This is a genomic window from Saccharothrix luteola (assembly GCF_020859565.1).
Taxonomy (GTDB): Bacteria; Actinomycetota; Actinomycetes; order Mycobacteriales; family Pseudonocardiaceae; genus Actinosynnema; species Actinosynnema luteola.
This window is the reverse complement of sequence record NZ_JAJHUO010000029.1, coordinates 125,233-146,555: the sequence shown is the minus strand read 5'-3', so window position 1 is coordinate 146,555 and position 21,323 is coordinate 125,233. Positions and strand designations below refer to the sequence as shown.

The following is a 21,323-nucleotide window of genomic DNA, read 5'->3' as shown; positions in this document are numbered from 1 at the left end:
TCAGCGGTCGAGGCGGCGGTCGAGGTGGTCGGAGGTGGGTGGGATCGGCGGCGGGATCGGCTTCGGCGGCACCGGCTCGGGTCCGGACGGCTGCGGCCTGCGCGGGACGGGGTCCGGGGCCAACGGGTCGGGCGGGTCCGGTTCGTGATCACGGGACGGCGGGGCGGCTGCGGTGGTCGCGGTCGGCCGGTGGTCGCGGAGCGACAGTGCGGACCGGACGGTCAGGGCGGACACGTCGGGTCCGTGGTCGCGGAGTTGCGGGTTCACGCGTCCCCTCCTCGTGGAGTCGTTGTGTCGCGGTGGACGATCGCGACCGAGCACGGCGCGTGGTACAGCACGGCGTGGCTCACGGAGCCGAGCAGCGCACGGCGGACCGCACCACGGCCGTGACTGCCCACGACGAGCAGGTCGGCGTCACGGGCGTGCTCCAGCAACGCGTGCGCGGGACCGTCGAACGCCACCGCCCGGCCCACCCGCACCTCCGGGCGCGCCTCGCGGTGACCGGCCAGGGACCGGTCCACCAGCGCCTCCGCCTCGGCCCGCACCTGCGGCAGGTCGGACCGCGCCGCCCAGATCGGCGCCACGGCCTCCACCGGCAGGTCGGCCCACGCGTGCACGGCGAGCAGGTCGCGCCCGTGCCGCGCGGCGAAGTCGAACGCGAAGCCGAGGGCGCGCTCGCTCGTCGGCGACCCGTCGACCCCCACGACCACCCGCCCGTCACCGGCGCCGTCGCCGCGGGCCACGACGACCGGGCGCCGGTGGGCGTTCACCAGGTCCGCGGTGGTCGAGCCGAGCAGCGCCCGGGACAGCCCGGAACGCCCGGACGAGCCGACGACGAGCAGGTCGGCGTCACGGCCGACGGCGCTCAGGGCGTCGGCCGGGTGCCCCTGCTCCAGCCGGGTCCGCACTTCCAGGCCCGCGCACAGCGCTCGGCAGTCGACGGCCACGGAGGCCAGTTCCCGTTCGGCGTACCCGCGCACCGCCTCCTCGGTCATCGCCTCGGGCAGCGGCACGGTCATCGACGTCAACGCCAGGTCCGGCATCGGCACGCGGAGCACCTCCACGACGAGCAGCGCGCACCCGCGGCTCGCGGCCTCCCGGGCCGCCCAGAACGCCGCCAGGCGCGCCTGCTCCGAACCGTCGAACCCGACCACGACCGCGCCGCGACCGTCGCTGTTGCGCGGGTCGGCCATGCCACCACCTCCGCCGTCGCCGGAGACCGCAGGAGTACCCGGCGTGCGGATGGCGTAACCGATGCCCTGCCCACGCCGCGCGTAACGCCGGGCCGGACGGGGACGACGCCACGGTCACACGCGGGTCCAACGAGGGGGCGTCGTCCATGACCGACCGGCATTGGCAGGGTGCTGAGCTCGCCGTCGACACGACCGAGGTGCGCGGCCTCCCGGTCACCCGTGTCGCCGGCGAGATCGACCTGGCGGGTGTCGACCTGGTCCGCGCCGAGCTGGACGTGCAGCTGGAGCTGCGGCCACCGGTGCTGGCGGTGGACCTGACCGACGTGACCGTCCTGGGCTCGCTCGGCATCGCGGCCCTGCTCGACGCCCACGACCGCGCTGTCGCGGCCGGTGTCCGGTTCGCGATCGTGGCGAGCCACCGTTCGGTGGTCCGCCCCTTGCAGCTCACCGAGGTCGACCGGGTGCTGACCGTGGTGCCGACGCTCGACCAGGTGATGCCCGGCTGACACCGCCGGGTGTCGCCCGCCCGTGACACGGGTAGGCCCGACGTGTGGCGCCGTTGCCCATCGCCCGCGAGTTCACCGCGTTCGGCCTCTCGCACTGGGTCGTGCTCGGGCTGTTCGCGGTGGGTGCCGCGGCCGTGGTGGCGCTGGGCCGCACGTGCCCGTCACGCCGCTTCTCCCGCGTGTTCGCCGCGATCGTCCTGCTGCTCCAGGTCGGCATCCACGCGTACCTGATGCTGCCGCCCCGCTGGAACGTCCAGCACTCGCTGCCGTTGCAGCTGTCCGACCTGGCCGGGCCGGTCGCCGCGTACGCGTTGTGGTCGCAACGCCGGTGGGCGTTCGCGCTCACGTACTACTGGGGCCTGACGTTGAGCGTCCAAGCCCTGGTCACGCCCGTGCTGCGGGTCGACTTCCCGGACCTCGGCTTCCTGCTGTTCTGGGCCACGCACCTGTTCGTCGTCTGGGCCGCCATCTACCTGACGTGGGGATTGGGGCTGCGGCCGGACTGGCGCGGCTACCGGCTGGCGGTGCTGATCACGGTGGCGTGGGCGGCGGCGGTGTTCGCGCTCAACGCGGTGCTCGGCTCCAACTACGGCTACCTCAACCGCAAGCCGTCGACGGCGTCCGTGCTGGACCTGCTCGGCGACTGGCCGTGGTACCTGGTGCCGGAAAGCGCTTTCGTGCTCGCGGTGTGGGCGTTGATGACGTGGCCGTGGACCCGCCGGGGTGACCGGACGGCATGAGCGAGCGCGAGGACACCGCCCGACGCCTGCTGGACCGGGCCGGGCGGACGTACGCCGAGCAGGCGGGCATCCGGCAGGTCTGGCCGGAGCTGCGCCCGTTCCCGGACGACAAGGCGCCGGCGGGCGCCGGGCTCGTGGGCTGCCCGACGACCGCCGCGCGCCGGCCCGGCTCGTGCCCGCCGACGGTCGTGGTCAGGCGCGCACGCCCTCGCGCGAGTCGAGGGAACGGCGGGTGCGGGCGTGGTGCACCACGATGCTCACCGTCGCCGCGAGGAAGACGAGCTGCGTGAGCGTGCGCGGCAGCAGGGCGTCGCCGAACGAGGGTGAGAGGCCCTTCTCGGCGGCGTAGACGTTCGCCGGGAACATGCCCACCAGCATCGCGGTGAGCCCGGCCGCCGCCCACGGCGCGGTCCGGTGCCACAGCACGCCCACCGCGCCCGCGAGTTCCAGCACGCCGGTCACCGTGATCACGAGACCGGGCGCGGGGATGGCGGGCGGCACCATCGCGATCAGCTCTTCCCGCATGCCGATGAAGTGCGCGAGACCGGTCGCGACGAACATCGCCGCGACACCGCACCGCACGGCGAACGGCCAGGCCGGGACACGGGTGACGCCGACGGCCCGCAGGCCGACCAGGGCGAGGGTGACGACGACGAGGATGACGAGCGGTGCCACGGCACTCCTTCGAGAATGCGAACTTGACAGTGGCAAGATTGCCTACGACCAGGCAACTTGTCAATGACTAGATTGCGGGTAGGCTGCCGGGGTGACCACGGAGCGCCCGTACCACCACGGGGACCTGCGCCGCGCCGTCCTGGACGCGGCCGTCGAGGCGATCACCGAGCACGGCCCCGCCGGCGTCGGCCTGCGCGACCTGGCCCGGCGGGTCGGGGTTTCACACGCCGGGCCGGTGCACCACTTCAAGGACAAGGCGGGCCTGCTCACCGCGCTCGCCGCGGAGGGCTTCACGCTCCTGGCCGACGCGCTGGACGCGACGGTGGCGGCCGGCGGCGACATCGTCGACCAGGGCGCGGCCTACGTGCGCTTCGCGGTCGGGCACCGGGCGCACTTCGAGGTGATGTTCCGGCCCGACCTCTACCACGGCGACGACCCGGCGCTGACCGAGGCGCGCGACCGGGCGGGGGCGGCGCTGGCGGGCGGTGTCGCCGACCGGCCCGACCCGGAGCTGGCGTCGGTCGCGGCGTGGTCGCTCGTGCACGGCTTCGCGACGCTGTGGAACACCGGCGCGCTGTCGCGCACCGATCGCGACCCGGAGGCGATGGTGCGGGCCTTCGCGGGCTCGATGTTCCTGACCTAGCCGACTTCACCACGGGGGCACGTCGTCGACCGGGCCGTCAGCGGCCCTCCACCAGGTCGCCGAGGTCGCGCAGCGTCCCGGTGACGGCGCGCAGTTCGGCGAGGGGGAGGCGGGCGGCCAGGTCGTTCGCCCACTCCGCCTGGCGCAGCTTGACCTCGCGCAGGGCCGACCGGCCACGCGGGGTGAGCGCCAGCAGCCTGGCCCGGCGGTCGAGCACGTTGTCCCGGAACTCGGCCATGCCGTCGCGGACCAGGCCGGCCGCCGTCTGCCGGACGGCCTGCCTGGTCAGCCCCATCACCCGCGCCACCTCCGCGATCGTGCGCGGCCCGTGGTCCACCACGCCGAGCACCTGCCACCGGGCGCTGGTCAGGCCCGCGGGCTCGGCCAGCCCGTCACCGGCGGCGAGGAGCAGGCCGTTCACCCGGAACACCTCGACCAGCAGGCTCGAGAACTCCCGGCCCTGATCGGACAGCGCAGTCATACCGGGCAATCTGGCAGTTTGACAGGTACCTGTCAAAAAACACGGTGGACGGCGACACCGCAGGCGGACGAGCATGCGCGCCGTGACAGCGGACGACGTGCACTTCGTCGAGCTGGACGGCCGGGTCATGGCCGCCCTGCTCGACGGTGACCTGACCACGGCCGGGATCGACCTGACGGACTACTTCCTGACCGACCGCGCACGCTGGCTGTGGCGCTACCGGCTGGGCCAGATCGCCGCCGACCCCGGCCACGCCCGGTGGATGGCGCGGCTCGCCCTCGTCGACGGCGGCGCGGTCGTCGGGCACGCCGGGTTCCACGGCCCGCCGGACGAGGTGGGCATGGTCGAGATCGGCTACTCCGTCGACCCCGCGTTCCGCCGTCGCGGCTACGCCAGGGCCGCGCTGGTCGAACTGCTGCGCCGGGCCGCGGCCGAACCCGGTGTCCGGACCGTGCGCGCGACCATCGGCCCGGACAACGAGGCGTCCCTGGCCACCATCGCGGGCTTCGGGTTCGTCGAGGTCGGCGAGCAGTGGGACGAGGAGGACGGGCTGGAGCTGATCTTCGAACGCCCGGCGGCGTAGCGCCGGGCGTCACCGGTCGGCCAGGTTCCGGTTGGACAGGAACCGCAGGTACTCGTCGTGGTCGAGCGGGTTGCCGTCGGTCCTCGCCCTGGTCGGCGCCGGACCGCGGACCCGGCGGGCGGGCCCCGGCTCGTGCCAGATGCTCCCCTCGCCGCGGGTCAGGCCGGGCAGGGCGGCGGCGAGGTCGTGCAGCGACCGGGCCGGGATGTCGCCCGGCACGAGCCACGCCGGGCCGGACTCCACGGCCGGGCCGAGGTCCGCGCCCAGCGAGAGCAGGAGACCGGTCACGGCGCTGAGCGCGTCGTCCGGCACCTCGACCTCGACCGTGTAGCCGGGCTCGTGGACCGCGCTGCCGGCCTGCCGCAACGCCCGCAGCACCACCACCGGCGTCAGGTGGCGGAAGTCGGCGGCGACCGTGTTCGGCGCCTGGTACCCGACGTGCGTGATCGTCACCGCGCAGTCGGTCACCTCCCACCCGTGCAGGCCCTGCCGGAGCGTCGACGTCACCGCCTCCTCGATCGCCCGGTGGTACGCCTTCGGCAGCAGGCCGAGCTGGGCCTGCCTGGTGAAGGTGTTGCCGGTGCCCGGCGGCAACGGCTCGACGCGCACGCCCACCGTCTGCCAGAAGTCGTTCGGCCCGCGCGGGGTGAACTCGTGCACCGACTCGCCCCGGCCCACCGGCCGTTCGAAGTACACCGGCCGGGCCTGCTCGAACACCGCCTCGATGCCGAACTCGCGCGCCAGCCGTTCCGCGATCACCTCCCGCTGCACTGCCCCGTAGAGCAGCACGGACGTCGCGCCGCCACCGGCCGCCCGGGTCCGGATGAGCGGGTCCTCGTCGGCCAGCCTGGTGAGCGCGGCGTGCAGTTCGGCCGCCCGATCGGGCTGCTCGGGCCGGACGACCGACTCCAGGATCGGCGGCGAGAAGTGCGCCCTCGGGCCGTCGTCGTCCGCGCCCAACCGGTCGCCGACGCGCACCTGCGGCAGACCGCGCAGCTTGCCGATGTCGCCCGCGGTCAGCGGACCGGGACCACCGCCGACGACCTCCAGCCCGGCGACGCGCCCCCGGTGCTCCTCCACCGCGCCCGAGGCGTCCCGCCGCCGGAACGCCACCTGCTGCCGGCCGTGCACCGTGCCGGAGAACAGCCGCACGTAGGCGACCTTCTCGCCCTTGCCGGTGCGCTCGACGGCGAACACCGTGCCGCGCAGGTCGTCGGACGGCGCCGAGCGTGGCGCGAGGAACCGCCGCACCCCGTCGGCCAGTTCGGCCGTGCCCGCGCCGGACACCGCCGAGCCGAAGTACACCGGGTGCACCAGCCCTCGGCACGTCTGGTCCCGCAGCGGCCCGGACACGTCCTCGGGCACGTCGCCGTCGAGCACGCGGCCCAGCAGCTGGAGGTCGTGCTCGGCCAGGAGTTCGGCCGCCTCCGCCGGGAACGCGCCGTCCACGGACGAGCGGGCGACGACGCCCGCGTCACGCGTGCCGAGCCGGTCGACCCGCACCATCGGCACGACGGCGGGCGTGAGCCTGCGGCGGATCTCGGCGAGCAGGTCGTCGTGCCGCGCGCCCATCCGGTCGATCTTGTTCACGAAGAGCAGCGTCGGCAGGCGCAGCCGCCGCAGCGAGCGCATCAGCACCCTGGTCTGCGCCTGCACGCCCTCGACCGCCGAGAGCACCAGCACGGCGCCGTCGAGGACGGCCAGGGCGCGTTCCACCTCGGCGATGAAGTCCGGGTGCCCCGGCGTGTCCACCAGGTTCACCTGGAGGTCGCCCAGCACGGGATCGCGCAGCCTGAACCACGCGACGGCGGAGCGGATCGTGATGCCGCGGCGGCGTTCCAGCTCGCCGCTGTCGGTCTGCGTGTCACCGCCGTCGACGCTGCCGAGCCGCGGGATCGTCCCGTGGTCGAACAGCAGCCGCTCGGTGAGGCTGGTCTTACCGGCGTCGACGTGCGCGAGCACGCCCAGGTTGAGGGTTCGAGTGGGAATGACGGTCCTCGAGGGTGTGGGAAGGGGCACCGGGACGGAGCACACCGTCGAGTCGCCGCATCTCGTTCCTCCTCAAGGCTCGATCACCTGCCGCGGCACACCGTAGAGCGGACGCGCGGATCGCGCCGGCCGATTACCGCCGGGGTTCGACGCCGGAAAGCACACCGGAGCACGGGCGTGGTCTGCCCGTGCTCCGGTGTGCCGACCGGTTCCCACCCGTTCCCCAACAGGTGTGAACCGTTCCCCCGTTTCCCCCTGATCCCCTTGCCCCCCACGTCCCCCGACCTGCATCAATGGTGATCGACACCTCGTCCGGGAACAACGTCGCACCCAGGCCGCTCCGGGACCCGGTTGGTTGCCGGGTTCCGGCAACCAAGCCCCCGCGCACCGCCCGGCCGCCATACCACGGTTCTTCTAGTCAGAAAATCTCCCACTTGGCTGCTGTGCGGTAACTTGCCGGCACCTAAGCTGCTGTCCGACGACCCCTGCCGCAGCCCGCACACCGATCCCCGGTGATCCCGGGTCGGCGAGGGCTGCCCGTCGAAAGGACAGCCCCCATGCGTACCGGTCGCCTCCGCGCCGCCGTCGTGGCCGCCGCCACGGCACTGCTCGCCATCACCGGCGCGACCACGGCCTCGGCCCTGCCCGCCGAGGCCGTCCAGGACACCGTCTTCTCCCCCGCCGCCGACACCCCGGTCACCGCCCTGGTCACGAAGCTGTCCCATGCCGACGCCGCGGCCCGCTTCCGCGCGGCCGGCATCACGTGGTCCTCCAGCGGCGGGTGCAGTGACCGCAACAACCCGACCTGCACGTCGTTCTCGCAGATCAACCTGACGACGGTGCAGGGCGCGGAGACCCTCAAGCGGGCCACCGGCTGCGCGCTGAACATCACCGGCGGCACCGAGACCGGGCACGCGAGCGGCACCTACAGCCACTGGAACGGCTACAAGCTCGATTACAGCCTCTCCACGTGCCTGGGCAACTACATCCGCGGCACCTTCACCTACATCGGTGGCAACAAGTGGCGCTCGGGCTCCGGGAACGTCTACTTCCTGGAGAGCAACCACTGGGACGTCACGTACTACAACTGCGGCGGCTGCTGACACCGCCGCGTGGAAAGGGGGACCGGCGGCGCGACCGGTCCCCCTCTTCACACCCGTTCGGTCACCCGAAGGCCTTCACCTCCAGCAGCCCGACCGAGTCGGCCCCGCTCTGGAGCACGACCCGCAACCGCGTCGTGCTCACCGGCGTGAACGTCACCTCCTGGTAGGCGTCCACCGCCACCGGGTACCCGCTCGCACCGGCCACGTCGACGTAGGCCGACCCGTTCCAGTGCTGGAGCTTCCACGACGCCGGCACGCGCACTCCCCCGTTGTCGTCGAAGAAGTACACCCGCGCCGACCGGACCGACTGCGCCGCGGGCCACGTCAGCTCGGCCCACTGCTCGCCGGTGTTCGGCCAGGTGCCCCACCGCGGGTTCACCGTGTCGTTGGACGACGGCGGGTCGACGCCGTCGTTGATCGCGGCCACCGACTCCCACGGCGAGGTGTACGAGGCCGACGGCGTGGCGGACCCGGCCAGGTTCGGCGGCGGTTGCGGATCCGTGCCGCCGCCCCGGTTGTAGGCCTTCACCTCGGTCAACCCGGTCTTGAACCCGGACGCGTGCGTCACCTGGACCCGGATCCGCTGCGTGGACACCGGCGTGAACCGGACCCGGTTGTAGTTGGCCGTCGGGGTCGCCGGCGTCTTGCTCTGCGCCGCCGCGGCGACCCACGCCGAGCCGTTCCAGTACTGGATCGCGTACGACGACGGCGCGCGGTACCGGTTGCCGGCCCGGTCGTCGCGGAAGTGCAACCGCACCTCGTCGACCGTGCGCTGCTGCCGGAAGTCGATCTCGTAGAAGTCCGACGAGTTGGGCGAGCCCGACGTGCCCCAGAGCGGTTCGTTGATGGGGAACCCGTCGATCGCCGCGCCGGTGGACGTGCCGGACGCCGTGTACGACGCCGTGACGCCCGCGCCCTGCGCCAGGTTCGGCGTGGCGGAGGTCAGGTCCACGCCCGCCTTGGCGAACATGTCCACCATCCGCGCGCTGCCGTGCGCCACGTCCTGCGGCGCCTGCAACCCGGCGACCGGCACGCTGTGGTTCACCGTCCCCGCACCGGACGGGAACGTGACCTCGCCGTTCGCCGGGTTGTAGAGCACGCGGGTCAGCCGGTCGACGGTGAACGCGCGCGTGCCGTTGAGGTAGACCGAATAGCCCTGCGGCACGCCGTTGTAGCGGGTGACGCCGTCGGCCGGGTCGTCCCACACCACGCTCAGGTCCATGTTGCGGTAGCGCAGGTTGTTGACCGCGAAGTGCGACCAACCGATGTTGATCGGCGACAGCTCGACGCGGCTGTCCGTGCGCGGGCGCAGCCCGGCCACGTCCTCCACCACGGTCCAGTTGCTGCTGCCCAGGATGTTGTGGTGGATCCACGAGCGGTAGTCGATGGTCTTCGTGCCCGCGTTCCAGTTGGCCCAGAACTCGTTGGCATCGGGCCACTGCGTGTTGCCGCCGACGTACTGCGCCCAGGTGTTCCAGTAGAGCAGCTTCTTGTAGTCCTCGGCGCCCATCCACTGGTTCGGGTAGTTGCGCAGCACCGAGGAGTACAGCCGGAACTGGACGGTGGAGTTGATGGTGGAGAAGTTGTTGGAACCGGGGTGGCCCGCCTGCGCGGCCTCGGCCTTGTCGCGCTGGTTGGCCGTGTAGAACGGGAACACCGGGTACTCGGCCGGGTCCGCGAACAGCCGCAGCGCCTGCTTGTACTGGTCGGTGCTCGGCATCAGGCCGACCGAGAACGGGTAGTAGTTGTTGATCTCCTTCCACGGCACGTGCGCGTTCGTGGCCACGTGCTTGTGCTCCAGCAGCTGCCGCGACGGGTTCCACAGCGTGGTCACCACGCCGTTGCGGATCCGGTCGGCAAGCGTTTGCATCTCGCTCGCCTTCGCCGTGTTGCCGGTCAGCGCGTACGCCTGCTGCGCGGCCATCGCGCCGCTCCACACGTACGCGGTCTCGGCCCGGTCGAGGTTGCCCGCCCGCCAGTCGAACGACACCGCGTCGGCGTCGTTGCCGGTCATGGCGCCCCAGTCGTACTCGATGACGCCGTTGTTGTTGGTGTCGAAAGTGGACAGTTGCCCCTTCACGTCACCTTCGGCGTACTTGGCCAGGTTCCCCGCGACGGCCGGTTGACCGCCGTGGATCTGGTAGCTGCGCCACGCCGCCTCGGAGATGTACTGGGTGTAGGAGTTGGACCAGTTCTCCGGGTCGCCGGGGTTGTCCATGAACCGGCCGCCCTTGGACGATTGGCCGACCGACAGCCACGGGCCGTAGGAGTAGACCGGGTCGCGCAGGTACTTCAGGTCGTCGATGTGCATCGGCTGGGTCAGCGCGATCGCGTTGTTGTAGCCGGTGACGCCCTCGATCGAGACCGGGAACTGGAAGTCCTGGCCCGGGATGTCCACGTCGAGGTGGTTGAAGCGCATCAGCCACCAGCGGTAGTAGACGTTCTTCTTGATCGCCGGGTCGGGCACGTCGATGTAGGGGATGTGGTCGGCCCACCAGCGGTTGTAGTCGCGCACGTGGGTGGCGAAGGCGACCGACGGCGAGTGGCCGCGGTAGGCGTTGTACTCGGTCAGCGACTCGGGGATCTCGTCGGTGACGAAGCCCATCACGACCTTGGTGGTGGTCGACTGGCCGGCGCCCAGCGTGACCGACCTGGTCAGCGCCCCGCTCGCGGCGGTGAAGCCGTCGCCGGCCAACCGCGGCCGGATGGTGGTGAGGTTGTTCTTCACCTGCCGCGAGCCGGTCAGCTCGGCCCCGCTGACCGTGGTCGCGTACGGCGAGGTGACGCGCAGCGGCAGGGTGGCGGACGCCGAGCCGGTGTTCGTGACGGTCAGGTTGGTGACGGCGACGTTGTTGTGCGTGATGAACTTCGCCACCTCCACCCGAACGCCGGTGCCGGTGTAGACGCCCTTCCAGTGGCTCGGGGCCTGCCACCTGCTCGCCACCTGCTCGGTCAGGGTCCCGGAGCCCACGGTGACGGCGTAGGCGTTCTGGCTGCTGATGTTGTCCCAGTACGCGGCGTTGCCGCCGAAGCCGATCACGGCGGGGTTGTGGGTGTACATGAACGCGCCGCGACCGCGGGTCATCAGCCACGGGCCCGCCGGGTCGTTGCCCGGACGGGCGAGCAGGCGGTCCATCCAGAAGTCCGTGCCGCCGCTCTCGGCGTCGTAGATGGCCTTCATGGTGCTGCCGGTGCTGTAGCCGACCGGCGGCGCCGGGATCGACGGCCCGCTGAACGTCGGGTAGCCGATGGTCTGGGCGGCGGAGGCGCTCTGGACCGGCACGAGGAGCGCGCCGAGCACCACCACGGTCGCCACCCGTCGGGTCACGCCTGGAAGGCTTGCCATTCCAACACCCCCGTCGAGAAGTCGGGCTTCGAGGTGATCGACAACCGCAGCCGCGTCGTGTTCACGGCGGTGAACGTGGTGGTGTTGAAGGTGTTGCCCGCCACCCCGCACGCCGACTGGCCGGGCACGTCGACGTACGCGCTGCCGTTCCAGTACTGGACCTTGCACGAGGCGGGCAGGTCGATGCCCTGGTCGTCGTCGAACCAGTACGTGGCCACCTTGTTGATCGAGCGACTGGTCGCCCACTGGTACTCGACCCACTGCGTGCCTCGCTCGGGCCAGTTGCCGTAGGCGAGGTTCGAGCGGTCCGCGGAGCTCGCGGGCGTGCCGCCGTTGTTGAGCGCGGCCAGCGACTCCCACGCCGAGACGTGCGAGGTGGACGCGGTCGCCGAGGTGGCCAGGTTCGTGCCCGTGCCGGGGTCGCCGCCGTGGTTCGGCGGCGGTCCGGTCGTGGTCTGGGTGACCTTGCGCATCGTGCCGTCGGCGTTGAAGTGCAGCAGGTCCACCGCGACGGAACGGCGGAAGTTGCCGCCGCCGGGCGCGTTGGCGTTGTGGTAGACGATGTACCACTGCCCGTTGAACTGCACCACGCCCGCGTGGTTCGTGGTCGACGAGACCTGGTCGAGCACGACGCCGCGATGGGTCCACGGCCCCAGCGGGCTGGTGGCGGTGGCGTAGCGCTGGCAGGCGTAGTTGGAGTTGGTGACGCAGCCACCGGTGTCGTTGGCCGCGTACATCATGTAGTAGAGGCCGTTGCGCTTGAACATCCAGGGCGCTTCCCAGAAGTTCGCCAGGCCCTGCGGCGTGATCACCGCGCCGTCCAGCTCGATCATGTTGGGCTTGAGCTTCGCCGCCCGCGCGCCCCAGTAGCCGCCCCAGTAGATGTAGGACTGGCCGTCGTCGTCGGTGAACACCGTGGGGTCGATGTTCAGCCCGGACGAGTTGGGCGTGCCGTCGCTGATCAGCGGACCGCCCTTGGCGTCGCGGAACGGCCCTAGCGGGCTGTCGCCGACCGCGACGCCGATGTCCATCCACCCCGCGCCGTTGCCGTTGACCGAGGTGTACCAGTAGTACTTGCCGTTCTTGGCCTCGACCTCGCCGGCCCAGGCGTCCGCACCCGCCCACGGGAAGGTGCCGATGTTCGCCTTCGCCCCGTGGTCGGTCCAGGTGGCGGCGTCGGTCGAGGAGAGCACCCGCCACTCGCGCATGACGAAGTTGTTGGTGCCGGTGGGCGCTTCGTCGCGGCCCGCGTAGATGTACATGGTGTTGCCGACGACCAGTGGCGCGGGATCGGCGGTGTAGATGTTCGTGATGATCGGGTTGGCCGCGAACGCGGCCGGTGCGACGGCGGTGGAGGCGACGAGCGCGAGTGCCGCGCCCAGCTTCACCGCCCGATGTCGGGTGCGCATGGGTGAGTCCTAACGGTGGGGGGAGGTGGACTGGGGCCGCGACCGGAGGACGCGGTGGAGGTCGCCGGTCGCGGCGCTAGCGGCCGGTCGCGTGCAGGTCGGCCACTTCGGCGGCGGTGAGGGCGCGGCCGTGGACCCGGAAGCCGTCCACGGCGCCGTCCAGGTAGGGGTCGCCCGCGTACTGGGAGCGGCCGATCCAGTTCTGCGTGGTGCTGCCGAGCGCGGACGGCCGCACGGTCAGCGCCGTGTTGCGGGCCGCCTCGACGCCGTTGACGTAGAGCACGCCGAGGTTGCCCGTCTGCGTCACGGCGACGTGCGTCCACGCGCCGGCGGGCAGCGGTGACGCCGCGTCGACGCGCTGCTCGGCGCTCGCGCCGCCGGTGGTGATGGCGAACCGGACGCCGCCCGCCGAACTGCGCGGGGTGAGGAACAGGTAGGTGCCGGTGCCCGCGCCGAAGTCGAACACGCGCGCCCACGTGGTCACCGCGCCCAGCCACACCCAGGTGGCCACGCTGAACGCCGTCGCGCCCGCCAGCAGGCCCGCGGGCAGCAGCACGTGCTCGCCCGCCCCGCCGAGGTCGACCGCCGAACCGGTGCGCCCCGTGGTCCACCGCGCGCCGCCGGCGAGGGTGGCGGTCCGGCCGTTGCCGGTGGCGTCGGCCGCCACCGAGCCCGCCGCCTCGTCGAACGGGTAGTGCGCGATGAACGGCGGCGGCGCGGGCGTGTCGGTGACGTTCCAGTAGACCGTGTAGCGCTGGCCGTGCGTCTGGTAGAACGGCTGCAGCGTCACCTGGCCCGTGCTCGCCGTCGCCGTGTACCGCAACGGGGTGGTCGTCGCCCGCAGGGTCGCGGGCTGCAGCGTCGGCATCGACGTGAGGTTGGTCGTGCCGTAACCGCCGGCGAGCACGATCGGGCCGTGCTTGACCACCTGCACGGCCGGGTTGTCCGGCGTGGGCTCCCGGGTCAGCGCCATCGGCAGGCTGAGGTCCACCACGTCACCGCTGCTCCACGTCCGGTCCAGGCGCGCGTACGTGCCCGGCACGGTCGGCACGTCCTGCACCACGCCGTTGAGCTTGAGCTGGGCGCCCGCGGCCCAGGACGGGATGCGCACGCGCAGGTCGATCGGCCCGGACCCGGTGACGGTGAGCCGGGTGGCGGCCGACTCGGGGAACGCGGTGTCCTGCCGCACGGTGATCCCCCGGCCCGGCCAGGTGAGCACGGAGGCGATGAACAGGTTGACGTACAACGTGTTGCCGGCGTGGAAGTAGATGCTGTCGCCGTGCTTGGTGTTGGTCTCCATCCCGGTGCCGTGGCAGCAGGTGAAGTCCTGGTAGTCGTTGCTGTACGTGCGCTGGCCGCCGGGCCGCAGCGGCACGTAGTAGCTGTGGTGGCCGTGCGCGGAGGCCGGGTTCTGCCCGCCGAGCAGGTGGTTGTAGAGCGCCTTCTCGTGGAAGTCGAAGTACTGGGCCCTCGGGTCGGTGCGGAACAGCTGGCGGGTCAGCTTGAGCATGTTGTAGGTGTTGCAGCACTCGCACGTGTGGTCCGACAGCTCCGACGCGATCCGGCCGGGCGCCTTGAAGTACTCGCCGTTGGAGTTGCCGCCGATGGCGTAGGTGTGCGTGCCCACCACGATGTTCCAGAAGTTGGTCGCGATGTCGCGGTACCGGGTCAGGCCGGTGGCGTGGTACTCGCGGATCGCGCCGACCGCCTTCGGGATCTGGGTGTTGGCGTGGTAGCCGTCGAGGCGGTCGGTGTTGCCGGCCAACGGGTCGAAGACCTCGGCGTGGTCGAAGTGCTGCGCGGCGGTCAGGTGCGCCGGGTCGCCGGTGAGCTGGTAGAGGTTGGTCAGCACCTCGTTCATGCCGCCGAACTCCGTGTCGAGCATGTTCTGCCGCTGGGTCAGCGTCAGCCGCCCGTTGCGCCAGCCGACCCACGCGGCCATGCGGGTGAGCACGGTCAGCGCCTGGGCGTTGCCCGCCAGCAGGTGCATGTCCAGCAGGCCCGCCATGATCTTGTGCAGGGTGTAGTAGGGCGCCCAGACCTGCTGCCGGGCTTCCACGCGGTCGATGAAGCTCTCCGGGAACGCCGACAGGTAGCCGGTGTTGAACCCGGCGGCCTGGGCCCGGTCCTGGCAGGTGGCGAGTTGGGCGACCAGGTAGTCGCCCTTGGTGCGGAACGCGGTGTCGCCGGTGCTCGCGTACGCCTGGGCCAGCGCGGTCAGCACGTGGCCGGTGGAGTGGCCGCGCAGCTCGGTGGTCGGCGACTCCCACCCTCCACAAGGGACGGCGGACGACGGCAGGCCGACGTTGAGGCGGAACGTGTGCAGCAGCCGGTCGGCGTCGAGGAACTTGAGGTAGGCGTGCGTGCGGGAGGTGTTGGTCTGGAACGGTCCGGCCAGCAGCGCCACCGCGCCGAGCGGGAACGCGTGCGCCGAGGCTCCCGTGTCCGGTCTCGCGGCTGCCTTGATCGGACCGGTGCTGTTCGGGTCGGCGGCGGCGGTGGTGCTCAAGGCGGGCAGGGCGGTGGCCGAGGCGACCACCGCACCCGCTCGCAGCACGGCACGACGTGATGGGGTGGGCAGGGACATGCGCGTCACCTTCCGTGACGTGGCGGCACAGGACTCGCGGTGGGGAGAGGGCCGGCGCCCCCGCGGCAGGCGGGGGCGCCGGTGTCGCTCAGCGGCCGTAGCGGCTCTTCAGGTGCCGCCACCAGTCGCGGAACATCCACGCGTCGAACTCGGTGATGTTCCGGGCGCTGCCGGCCTTCATGATGAAGCTCGACACGCCGGTGGGCGTCCAGTCGTAGAAGTCGTCCAGACCGAACGTGTGCCCGATCTCGTGCAGCAGGATCGTCATGTCCGTGCTGCCGAGGTTGTTGACGAAGTACTCGCTGCCCATCCGCTGGCCCCAGTCGCCGCCCGCGCCGCCGCCCATGCCGGCGGTGAGCCACAACGACTGGTCGTAGTGCCGGGGCACCCCGCCGGGGCAGTTGCGGTACTGGCCGTCGCGGACGAAGAACCGGCCGCACTGCTCGGCGCACTGCGGCGCGTTCTCCCGGATGTTGTTGACGTAGATGTCGACGGAGTTGTCGCTCCACTGCAACGTGTTGCGGTCGCGCACCGCCCAGCCGACCACCTTGATCGGTACCTGCGCGTAGGGCCAGTTGTTGTGGCCCACCATCAGGTCCGTCCACTTCTTGTACTGCTCGGCGAGCTTGGCGTGGATGCGGTCGCGCAGCGAGGCGCTCACCGGGGCCGACGAGTCCCACCGCACGCAGAAGTTCAGGTAGCCGCCGTTGACGAAGACCTGGTCCCAGCCGTAGTTGCGGAACCCGTACAGGTTGCCGTACGTGCTCTCCTGGTGCGACCACACCTGGTTCAGCGGGGTCACCAGGTTCGACGGCGGGCTCCACGTCGCCGGGTTGGCGGCGACCGCGACGTCACGTGCCCGCTCGGCCTGCGCGACGCCCGCGCCGCTCACCGCCAGCGCGAGGACCACCGCGCCGAGCACCGTTCTCATCCATGATCGTGACACGATCATCTTCCTTCCGATTGCCGGACGAAGCAGCATCGGACAGCGGGGTCAGCCCTTGACGGCGCCTGAGGTGAACCCGCGGACGTAGCTGCGTTGCATGGCGGCGAAGAGCACGAGGCAGGGCACTGCCATGAACACCACCCCCGCTTCGAGCGCGGCGTAGTCGATCGACCCGTGGCTCGCGGTCCGCATGTTGACCACGGCGAGGGTGGTGGTGAACTTGTCGGTCGAGTTGAGCAGGATCAGCGGCGCGAAGAACTCGCTCCACGAGGTCAGGAACGCGAACAGGCCGACGGTCACCAGGCCCGGTCGCACGGCGGGCAGCATGATCCGCACGAGCGTGCCGGCGCTGGTGCAGCCGTCGACCCGGGCCGACTCCTCCAGCTCCAGCGGCACGGCCTCGAACGAGTTGCGCATCATGAACACCGAGAACGGCAGCTGGAACGTGATGAGCACCAGGCTCAGCCCGACCAGCGAGTCCTCCAGCCCCAGCCACCCCAGCAGCACGTACAGGGCGATCAGGATCGTCGCGTACGGCACCATCAGGATCGCCAGCGTGAGCAGGAACAGCACGTCGCGGCCGGGGAACCGGAACCGGCCGAACGCGTAGCCGCCCAACGTGGCGATGAACAGCGTGCCGCCCACCGTGAGCGCGCTGACCACCACGCTGTTGAGCACGTGCTCCAACTGCACGCCGTTGGCCGAGGTGAACAGCCGGTCGTAGTTCTCCAGCCCGAACCCGGTGTCCGTGCGCACGGACGCGAACGCGGCCCACACCAGCGGGAACAGGAACAGGATGGCCAGCGCCGCGCCGGTGACGTAGTAGCCCCGGCGGCTGCCCGTGGTGGTCCTCACGACGACCTCCGGCGCAGCACGCGGAACTGGATGGCGTTGAACACCACGAGCACGACCAGCAGCACCACCGAGATGCCCGCGGCCGAGCCCAGGTCGAGCCGGATGAACGCCTCCCGGTAGATCACCATCACCAGGGAGGTGGTGCTGTTGTCCGGCCCGCCGCGGGTGAGGATCCAGAACTGGTCGAACGCGAGCAGCGAGCCCGTCGTCATCAGGGTGAGCACCAGCGCGATCGTGGGCCGCATCAGCGGCACCGTGATCCGCCGGAACGTCTGCCACCGGTTCGCGCCGTCCACCCGTGCGGCCTCGTAGACGTCCGGCGGGATCGCGTGCAGCCCGGTCAGCAGGATCAGCATGGTGAACCCGGCGAACCGCCACAGCACCAGCAGCACCGCCGACCCGAGCGCCGATCCCGGACTGCCGCTGGTCCACGACACGTACCCGTCGACCAGCCCGAGCCACGACAGCAGATCGGTCACCGGCCCGATCTCGTCGCTGAGCAGGCCGAGGAACAGCAGGGACGCGCTGGCGAACCCGACCGCCGTCGGCAGGAAGAACGCGGTGCGGAAGAAGCCGACGCCCGGCCGCCGGTGCTGCACCAGCAGCGCCAGCCCGAACGCGACCACGAACAGCAGCACCGTGATGACCACCGTGTACTTGACCGTGAACCAGGCCGCCGAGCGGAGGAGCTCGTCCTCGGTGATGCCGCTGTAGTTGGCCGGCGCGTTGAACTTCGCCTTGCCCAGCAACGGCCAGCGGTGCAGGGACATCCAGACCACGAGCGCCAGCGGCACCAGGAAGAACAGCCCCACCATCACGGCGGTCGGCGCGGCGTACGCGGCGCCGACCAGCGCGCGCAGCCGACGTCCCCGCCGCGCCGGTCGGGACTCCGGGCGCGGTCGAGGTGTGCCCGTCGGTCCTGCGGTGGCCGTCGTCGCCGGGTGTGACGTCGTCGTCGTGGACATCCGAGCCTCCGGTGGCCGCTCAGCCCTGCTGGAGCGACTTGGTGATGGCGGTGTTGCCGTCGGCCAGCGCCGTGCCCGCGTCACCGAACAGCGCGCCCCGGACGGTTTGCAGCCACGGGCTCTGCGGGTCGTTGAACGAGACGTTGAAGTTGCGCGCGTACGGCGTGCGACCCTTGGCCACCAGGCCGTTGACCAGCACGGTGCGCGGGTCGGCCGAGGAGTACTTGTTCTCCGCCAGGTCGGTGCGGGTCGGCACGCCCTTGTTCTTGGCGACGACCTCGACCTGCGCCTCGTCGGACGTGGTCCAGGACAGGAAGTCCCACGCCTGCTCGGCCTTGTCCGTGGTCGCGCCGATGCCGAGCGCGTCACCGCCGACGAAGGTGGACTCGCCGCCGGCGAGCCCGCTGATCGGGGCCACGCCCAGCTTCAGGCCCTTCCGCTCCAGCGCGTCCAGCCAGACCGACGGCGCCGGCGCGATGCCGACGTTCCCGCTCTGCAACGCGCCGAGCCAGGTGGGACCGGCCTCGTCCTTCGACGCGGGCGCGGCCACGCCCTGCTCGTACAGCTCGCGGTAGAGGGCGAACACGTCGGCCATCTCCGGCGAGTCGACCTTCGCCTCCTCGCCGTCGGGGTCGAGCACGTCGCCGTTCGCCGCCCACACCGACGGCCACAGCGTGAACTCGACGCAGCCGCCGCAGTTGCCGCCGAAGTACGTGCCGTTGACGTCGCCGCCGAGCTGGTCGACCTTGCGCGCGTGGTCGGCGAACTCGCGCAGGGTGCGCGGCGGCTCCTCCGGGTCGAGGCCCGCTCTGGCGTAGAGGTCCTTGTTGTACAGCAGCACCGACAGGTCGATCGTGTGCGGCAACGCGAAGTTCGCGCCCTCCCACGTGCCGGCCTTCAGGTGCGACGGCGCGAGCCGGTCCTTCACGGGCAGCGCGGCGAGCCGCTCGGTGACGTCGGCCCACAGGCCCTGGGAGGCGTACTGGGGCGCGAACACCACGTCGGCCGCGAACAGGTCGGGCAGCGACTTCGCGCCCGCCGCCGACGCGAGCTTGGCCGGGTACTCCTCGTTCGGGTAGGCGGTCACCTCCACCTTGTTGCGGTGGGTGGCGTTGTAGGCGTCAGCGTAGGCCTTGGACACCGATTCGGTCGCCGCGCGGGTCCACAGCGTCAGCACCGCGCCGTCGTCCGCGCCCGCCGGGCCCTCGGCTCCCTGGTCGCCGCACGCGGCCAGCACCAGCACGCCCGCCGCCACGGCGGAGGCAACACGAAGCCCTCTGGTTTTCACCGGTCTCTCCTTTGAGCACCGTCCGGGTGGGTCAGTGGTCGGTCAGGTCCTGGGCAGCCACACCCGCATGGTCGACGGGCCGCCGCGCGCCCAGCGGTGGTACGGCACGAGGGTCAGCGGGGTGGTCGTCGCCTGGGCGTGGGCGTCGGCCGGCCCCGGCGGGCCGTAGGGCCACCCGTCCGGACCGGGCGCGTCGAACCGGGCGCGGACCTCGACGCCCGCCTCGCCGTCGACCGGCGGCACGGTGTCGTCCACGCGCAGCACGTCGAGGTCGGCCGCGCCGTCGGACTCGGCGCAGTACACCAGCGGCCCGCGTTCCACGGCCACGCACCCGCGCGTCGCGTCGATCCTCGGGTCGGGGGCGGTGAAGCGGGGCCGCGTCGGCAGCTCCAGCCGGATCTCCTCGCCGACCGCGAACGACCGGTACACGACGATGTCGCCCACCGGCACCTGCCGCCGGCCGTGGGTGGTGACGAGCTCCGCGCCCGCCGCCCACCGCGGTACGCGCAGGGTGATCGACCAAGGCTGGTCGTCGGTCCTGGTCACGCGCACGGCCACCGTGCCCTCGTCGGGCAGGCCGGTGCGCACCTGCAACCCCACCTCGCGGCCGTCGTCGAGCCGGGTGGAGATCTCGGCGTCGACGTACTGGTGCAGCCGCACGCCCGTGTCGTCAGCCGTGACGAGGTAGCACGAGAGCCCGGCCAGCAGGCGTGCCGCGTTCGGCAGGCAGCACGACACCTCGAACCACGGCGCCCTCGGCCCGCCGCCGAACCCGAGCTGCTCCTCGTCGTCGGCCAACGCGGCGGTGAACGTGCGCTGGTGCAGGGTGTGGGCGTAGAAGAAGGACCGGCCGTCGTCGCCGATCGCGGTCGCGACCACGTTGTAGAGGATCCGCTCGATCACCTCGTCGTAGCGGCCGTCACCGGTGGCCAGCAACAGCCGCCAGGCCAGCATGATCGCGGCCACCCCGGCGCACGTCTCGGAGTACGCGCGGTCCGACGGCAGCACGAAGTCGTCGCCGAACGCCTCGTCGGCGTGCCGCGAACCCATGCCGCCGGTGAGGTAGGTGCGCCGGGCCAACGTCCGGTCGAACTGGGCGGCGACGGTCTGGAGCAGCTCGTCGTCGCCCGTCTCGACCGCGACGTCCACCGCGCCGGCGGCGAGGTAGAGCGCGCGGACGGCGTGGCCGTGCAGGACTTCCGCCTGCCGGACGGGCCGGTCGTCGCTGAAGTACGACCAGCCGAAGTGGTGGCGCGGCAACGTCCGGTGGCCGCGGCGTTCGACGAACAGGGCGGCTTGGTCCAGGTAGCGCTGCTCGCCGGTGAGGCGGGCCAGCTCCACGAGTCCGAGCTCGACCTCCGGGTGGCCGCAGACGCCGGGCGTGCCGTCGGGTCCGAACGCCTCGCAGACGTGGTCGGCGGCGCGGCGGGCCACGGCCAGGAGCGGGTCGGCGTCACCGCCGCGGGTGCGGGCCCGGGCGACGGCGGCTTGCAGCAGGTGCCCGGTGCAGTAGAGCTCGTGGCCCCACAGCATGTCGCTGTACCGGGCGGGTTGACCCGGGCGGCCGAACGCGGTGTGCAGGTAGCCGTCCGCCGCCTGGGCCGCCGCGATCACGCCGGTCAGCTCGGTGATCTGCGCGTCGAGGGCTCCGGGCGCACCCGTGCGGCCGACCTCCCAGGACATCGCCTCCAGCAGCTTGTAGACCTCGGAGTCGGTGAACTCCCGGCCGCGGCGGGTGGCGGGGGTCGCGTCGGGGCCGGCGAAGTTGCCGGTCCAGCCGAGCCGGTCCATCCACGACCGGGCGTGCGGGATGGTGGCGGTGGCGTTGACGTCCTGGCGGGCGCGCCAGAAACCGCCGGTGATCCGGACCTCGTCCTGGCCGAGCGGGCGCAGCTTCCCCCGCGACGGCACGACGGGACGTCCCCCGACGGCAGTGGTGTCCGGCGACGTCACTGTCATCCCAACCTCCCGCGGTTCGTGTGCCCGTCCAGCACTCTGGCAGCCGAAAACCTTT

The 21,323-nt window shown here is 71.9% G+C and carries 18 protein-coding genes; 5 read left to right on the top strand and 13 right to left on the bottom strand.

The window, feature by feature from the left end:
• Both LNK82_RS35285 and LNK82_RS35280 read right to left on the bottom strand, forming a co-directional pair.
• Entirely contained in the window at positions 1-267 is a 267-nt protein-coding gene (locus tag LNK82_RS35285) for a hypothetical protein (RefSeq protein WP_230571266.1), read from the bottom strand.
• A complete protein-coding gene (locus tag LNK82_RS35280; RefSeq protein ID WP_230571265.1) occupies positions 264-1,193 on the bottom strand; it encodes a universal stress protein in 930 nt (309 codons plus the stop codon). The genes LNK82_RS35285 and LNK82_RS35280 overlap by 4 nt, the downstream gene beginning before the upstream one ends.
• A gap of 146 nt (positions 1,194-1,339) precedes the next feature.
• Here LNK82_RS35280 and LNK82_RS35275 point away from each other — a divergent pair, with 146 nt between their 5' ends.
• Positions 1,340-1,699, top strand: coding sequence for an STAS domain-containing protein (locus tag LNK82_RS35275; RefSeq protein ID WP_230571264.1), 360 nt, complete (start codon positions 1,340-1,342; stop codon positions 1,697-1,699).
• A 44-nt stretch (positions 1,700-1,743) separates the two neighbouring features.
• The gene (locus LNK82_RS35270) at positions 1,744-2,439 is read left to right on the top strand and encodes a YwaF family protein (RefSeq protein ID WP_230571263.1); all 696 of its coding nucleotides are present in this window, start codon (positions 1,744-1,746) and stop codon (positions 2,437-2,439) included.
• A gap of 192 nt (positions 2,440-2,631) precedes the next feature.
• Here the strand turns inward: LNK82_RS35270 and LNK82_RS35265 are convergent, their stop codons facing one another.
• Complete coding sequence (locus tag LNK82_RS35265) at positions 2,632-3,114, bottom strand: DoxX family protein (RefSeq protein WP_230571262.1); 483 nt, start codon at positions 3,112-3,114, stop codon at positions 2,632-2,634.
• Positions 3,115-3,205: 91 nt separating this feature from the next.
• Here LNK82_RS35265 and LNK82_RS35260 point away from each other — a divergent pair, with 91 nt between their 5' ends.
• Positions 3,206-3,757 (top strand): TetR/AcrR family transcriptional regulator, encoded by a 552-nt coding sequence (locus tag LNK82_RS35260; RefSeq protein WP_230571261.1) that lies wholly within the window; start codon positions 3,206-3,208, stop codon positions 3,755-3,757.
• A gap of 37 nt (positions 3,758-3,794) precedes the next feature.
• Here the strand turns inward: LNK82_RS35260 and LNK82_RS35255 are convergent, their stop codons facing one another.
• Positions 3,795-4,238, bottom strand: coding sequence for a MarR family winged helix-turn-helix transcriptional regulator (locus tag LNK82_RS35255; protein ID WP_230571260.1), 444 nt, complete (start codon positions 4,236-4,238; stop codon positions 3,795-3,797).
• A 73-nt stretch (positions 4,239-4,311) separates the two neighbouring features.
• Between LNK82_RS35255 and LNK82_RS35250 the strand changes: the two genes are divergently transcribed.
• Complete coding sequence (locus tag LNK82_RS35250) at positions 4,312-4,821, top strand: GNAT family N-acetyltransferase (RefSeq protein WP_372470726.1); 510 nt, start codon at positions 4,312-4,314, stop codon at positions 4,819-4,821.
• A gap of 9 nt (positions 4,822-4,830) precedes the next feature.
• Here LNK82_RS35250 and LNK82_RS35245 read toward each other — a convergent pair whose 3' ends face one another.
• Positions 4,831-6,840, bottom strand: a complete 2,010-nt coding sequence (locus tag LNK82_RS35245) for a GTP-binding protein (RefSeq protein ID WP_308257403.1) — start codon at positions 6,838-6,840, stop codon at positions 4,831-4,833.
• A 527-nt stretch (positions 6,841-7,367) separates the two neighbouring features.
• Between LNK82_RS35245 and LNK82_RS35240 the strand changes: the two genes are divergently transcribed.
• Positions 7,368-7,913, top strand: a complete 546-nt coding sequence (locus tag LNK82_RS35240; RefSeq protein ID WP_230571257.1) for a hypothetical protein — start codon at positions 7,368-7,370, stop codon at positions 7,911-7,913.
• A gap of 61 nt (positions 7,914-7,974) precedes the next feature.
• Here LNK82_RS35240 and LNK82_RS47965 read toward each other — a convergent pair whose 3' ends face one another.
• The 8 genes from LNK82_RS47965 to LNK82_RS35200 all read right to left on the bottom strand — a co-directional run bounded on the left by LNK82_RS47965 (position 7,975) and on the right by LNK82_RS35200 (position 21,268).
• On the bottom strand, positions 7,975-11,241 hold the full coding sequence (locus tag LNK82_RS47965) for a discoidin domain-containing protein (RefSeq protein WP_230571256.1): 3,267 nt from the start codon (positions 11,239-11,241) through the stop codon (positions 7,975-7,977).
• Positions 11,238-12,668, bottom strand: coding sequence for a glycoside hydrolase family 43 protein (locus LNK82_RS35230; RefSeq protein ID WP_230571255.1), 1,431 nt, complete (start codon positions 12,666-12,668; stop codon positions 11,238-11,240). Before LNK82_RS35230 ends, LNK82_RS47965 begins: the two co-directional genes overlap by 4 nt.
• Positions 12,669-12,744: 76 nt before the next feature.
• On the bottom strand, positions 12,745-15,255 hold the full coding sequence (locus LNK82_RS35225) for a glycoside hydrolase family 127 protein (protein ID WP_230571254.1): 2,511 nt from the start codon (positions 15,253-15,255) through the stop codon (positions 12,745-12,747).
• Positions 15,256-15,343: 88 nt separating this feature from the next.
• Positions 15,344-16,186: a hypothetical protein gene (locus LNK82_RS35220; protein WP_230571253.1), complete on the bottom strand. Its 843-nt coding sequence runs from the start codon at positions 16,184-16,186 to the stop codon at positions 15,344-15,346.
• Between the two features lie 63 nt (positions 16,187-16,249).
• Entirely contained in the window at positions 16,250-17,056 is an 807-nt protein-coding gene (locus tag LNK82_RS35215) for a carbohydrate ABC transporter permease (protein WP_230571252.1), read from the bottom strand.
• Entirely contained in the window at positions 17,053-18,021 is a 969-nt protein-coding gene (locus tag LNK82_RS35210) for a carbohydrate ABC transporter permease (RefSeq protein ID WP_230571251.1), read from the bottom strand. Before LNK82_RS35210 ends, LNK82_RS35215 begins: the two co-directional genes overlap by 4 nt.
• A gap of 19 nt (positions 18,022-18,040) precedes the next feature.
• On the bottom strand, positions 18,041-19,309 hold the full coding sequence (locus tag LNK82_RS35205) for an ABC transporter substrate-binding protein (protein WP_230571250.1): 1,269 nt from the start codon (positions 19,307-19,309) through the stop codon (positions 18,041-18,043).
• A gap of 42 nt (positions 19,310-19,351) precedes the next feature.
• Positions 19,352-21,268 (bottom strand): glycoside hydrolase family 127 protein, encoded by a 1,917-nt coding sequence (locus LNK82_RS35200; RefSeq protein WP_230571249.1) that lies wholly within the window; start codon positions 21,266-21,268, stop codon positions 19,352-19,354.
• Positions 21,269-21,323 lie beyond the last annotated feature (55 nt).

Bases quoted from the DNA above. Each gene is read 5' to 3' on its own strand.
- LNK82_RS35230 (WP_230571255.1), bottom strand. From the start codon at position 12,668: ATGCGCACCCGACATCGGGCGGTGAAGCTGGGCGCGGCACTCGCGCTC.
- LNK82_RS35200 (WP_230571249.1), bottom strand. From the start codon at position 21,268: ATGACAGTGACGTCGCCGGACACCACTGCCGTCGGGGGACGTCCCGTC.
- LNK82_RS35220 (WP_230571253.1), bottom strand. From the start codon at position 16,186: ATGAGAACGGTGCTCGGCGCGGTGGTCCTCGCGCTGGCGGTGAGCGGC.
- LNK82_RS35255 (WP_230571260.1), bottom strand. From the start codon at position 4,238: ATGACTGCGCTGTCCGATCAGGGCCGGGAGTTCTCGAGCCTGCTGGTC.
- LNK82_RS35240 (WP_230571257.1), top strand. From the start codon at position 7,368: ATGCGTACCGGTCGCCTCCGCGCCGCCGTCGTGGCCGCCGCCACGGCA.
- LNK82_RS35225 (WP_230571254.1), bottom strand. From the start codon at position 15,255: ATGTCCCTGCCCACCCCATCACGTCGTGCCGTGCTGCGAGCGGGTGCG.
- LNK82_RS35210 (WP_230571251.1), bottom strand. From the start codon at position 18,021: ATGTCCACGACGACGACGTCACACCCGGCGACGACGGCCACCGCAGGA.
- LNK82_RS35275 (WP_230571264.1), top strand. From the start codon at position 1,340: ATGACCGACCGGCATTGGCAGGGTGCTGAGCTCGCCGTCGACACGACC.
- LNK82_RS35280 (WP_230571265.1), bottom strand. From the start codon at position 1,193: ATGGCCGACCCGCGCAACAGCGACGGTCGCGGCGCGGTCGTGGTCGGG.
- LNK82_RS35250 (WP_372470726.1), top strand. From the start codon at position 4,312: ATGCGCGCCGTGACAGCGGACGACGTGCACTTCGTCGAGCTGGACGGC.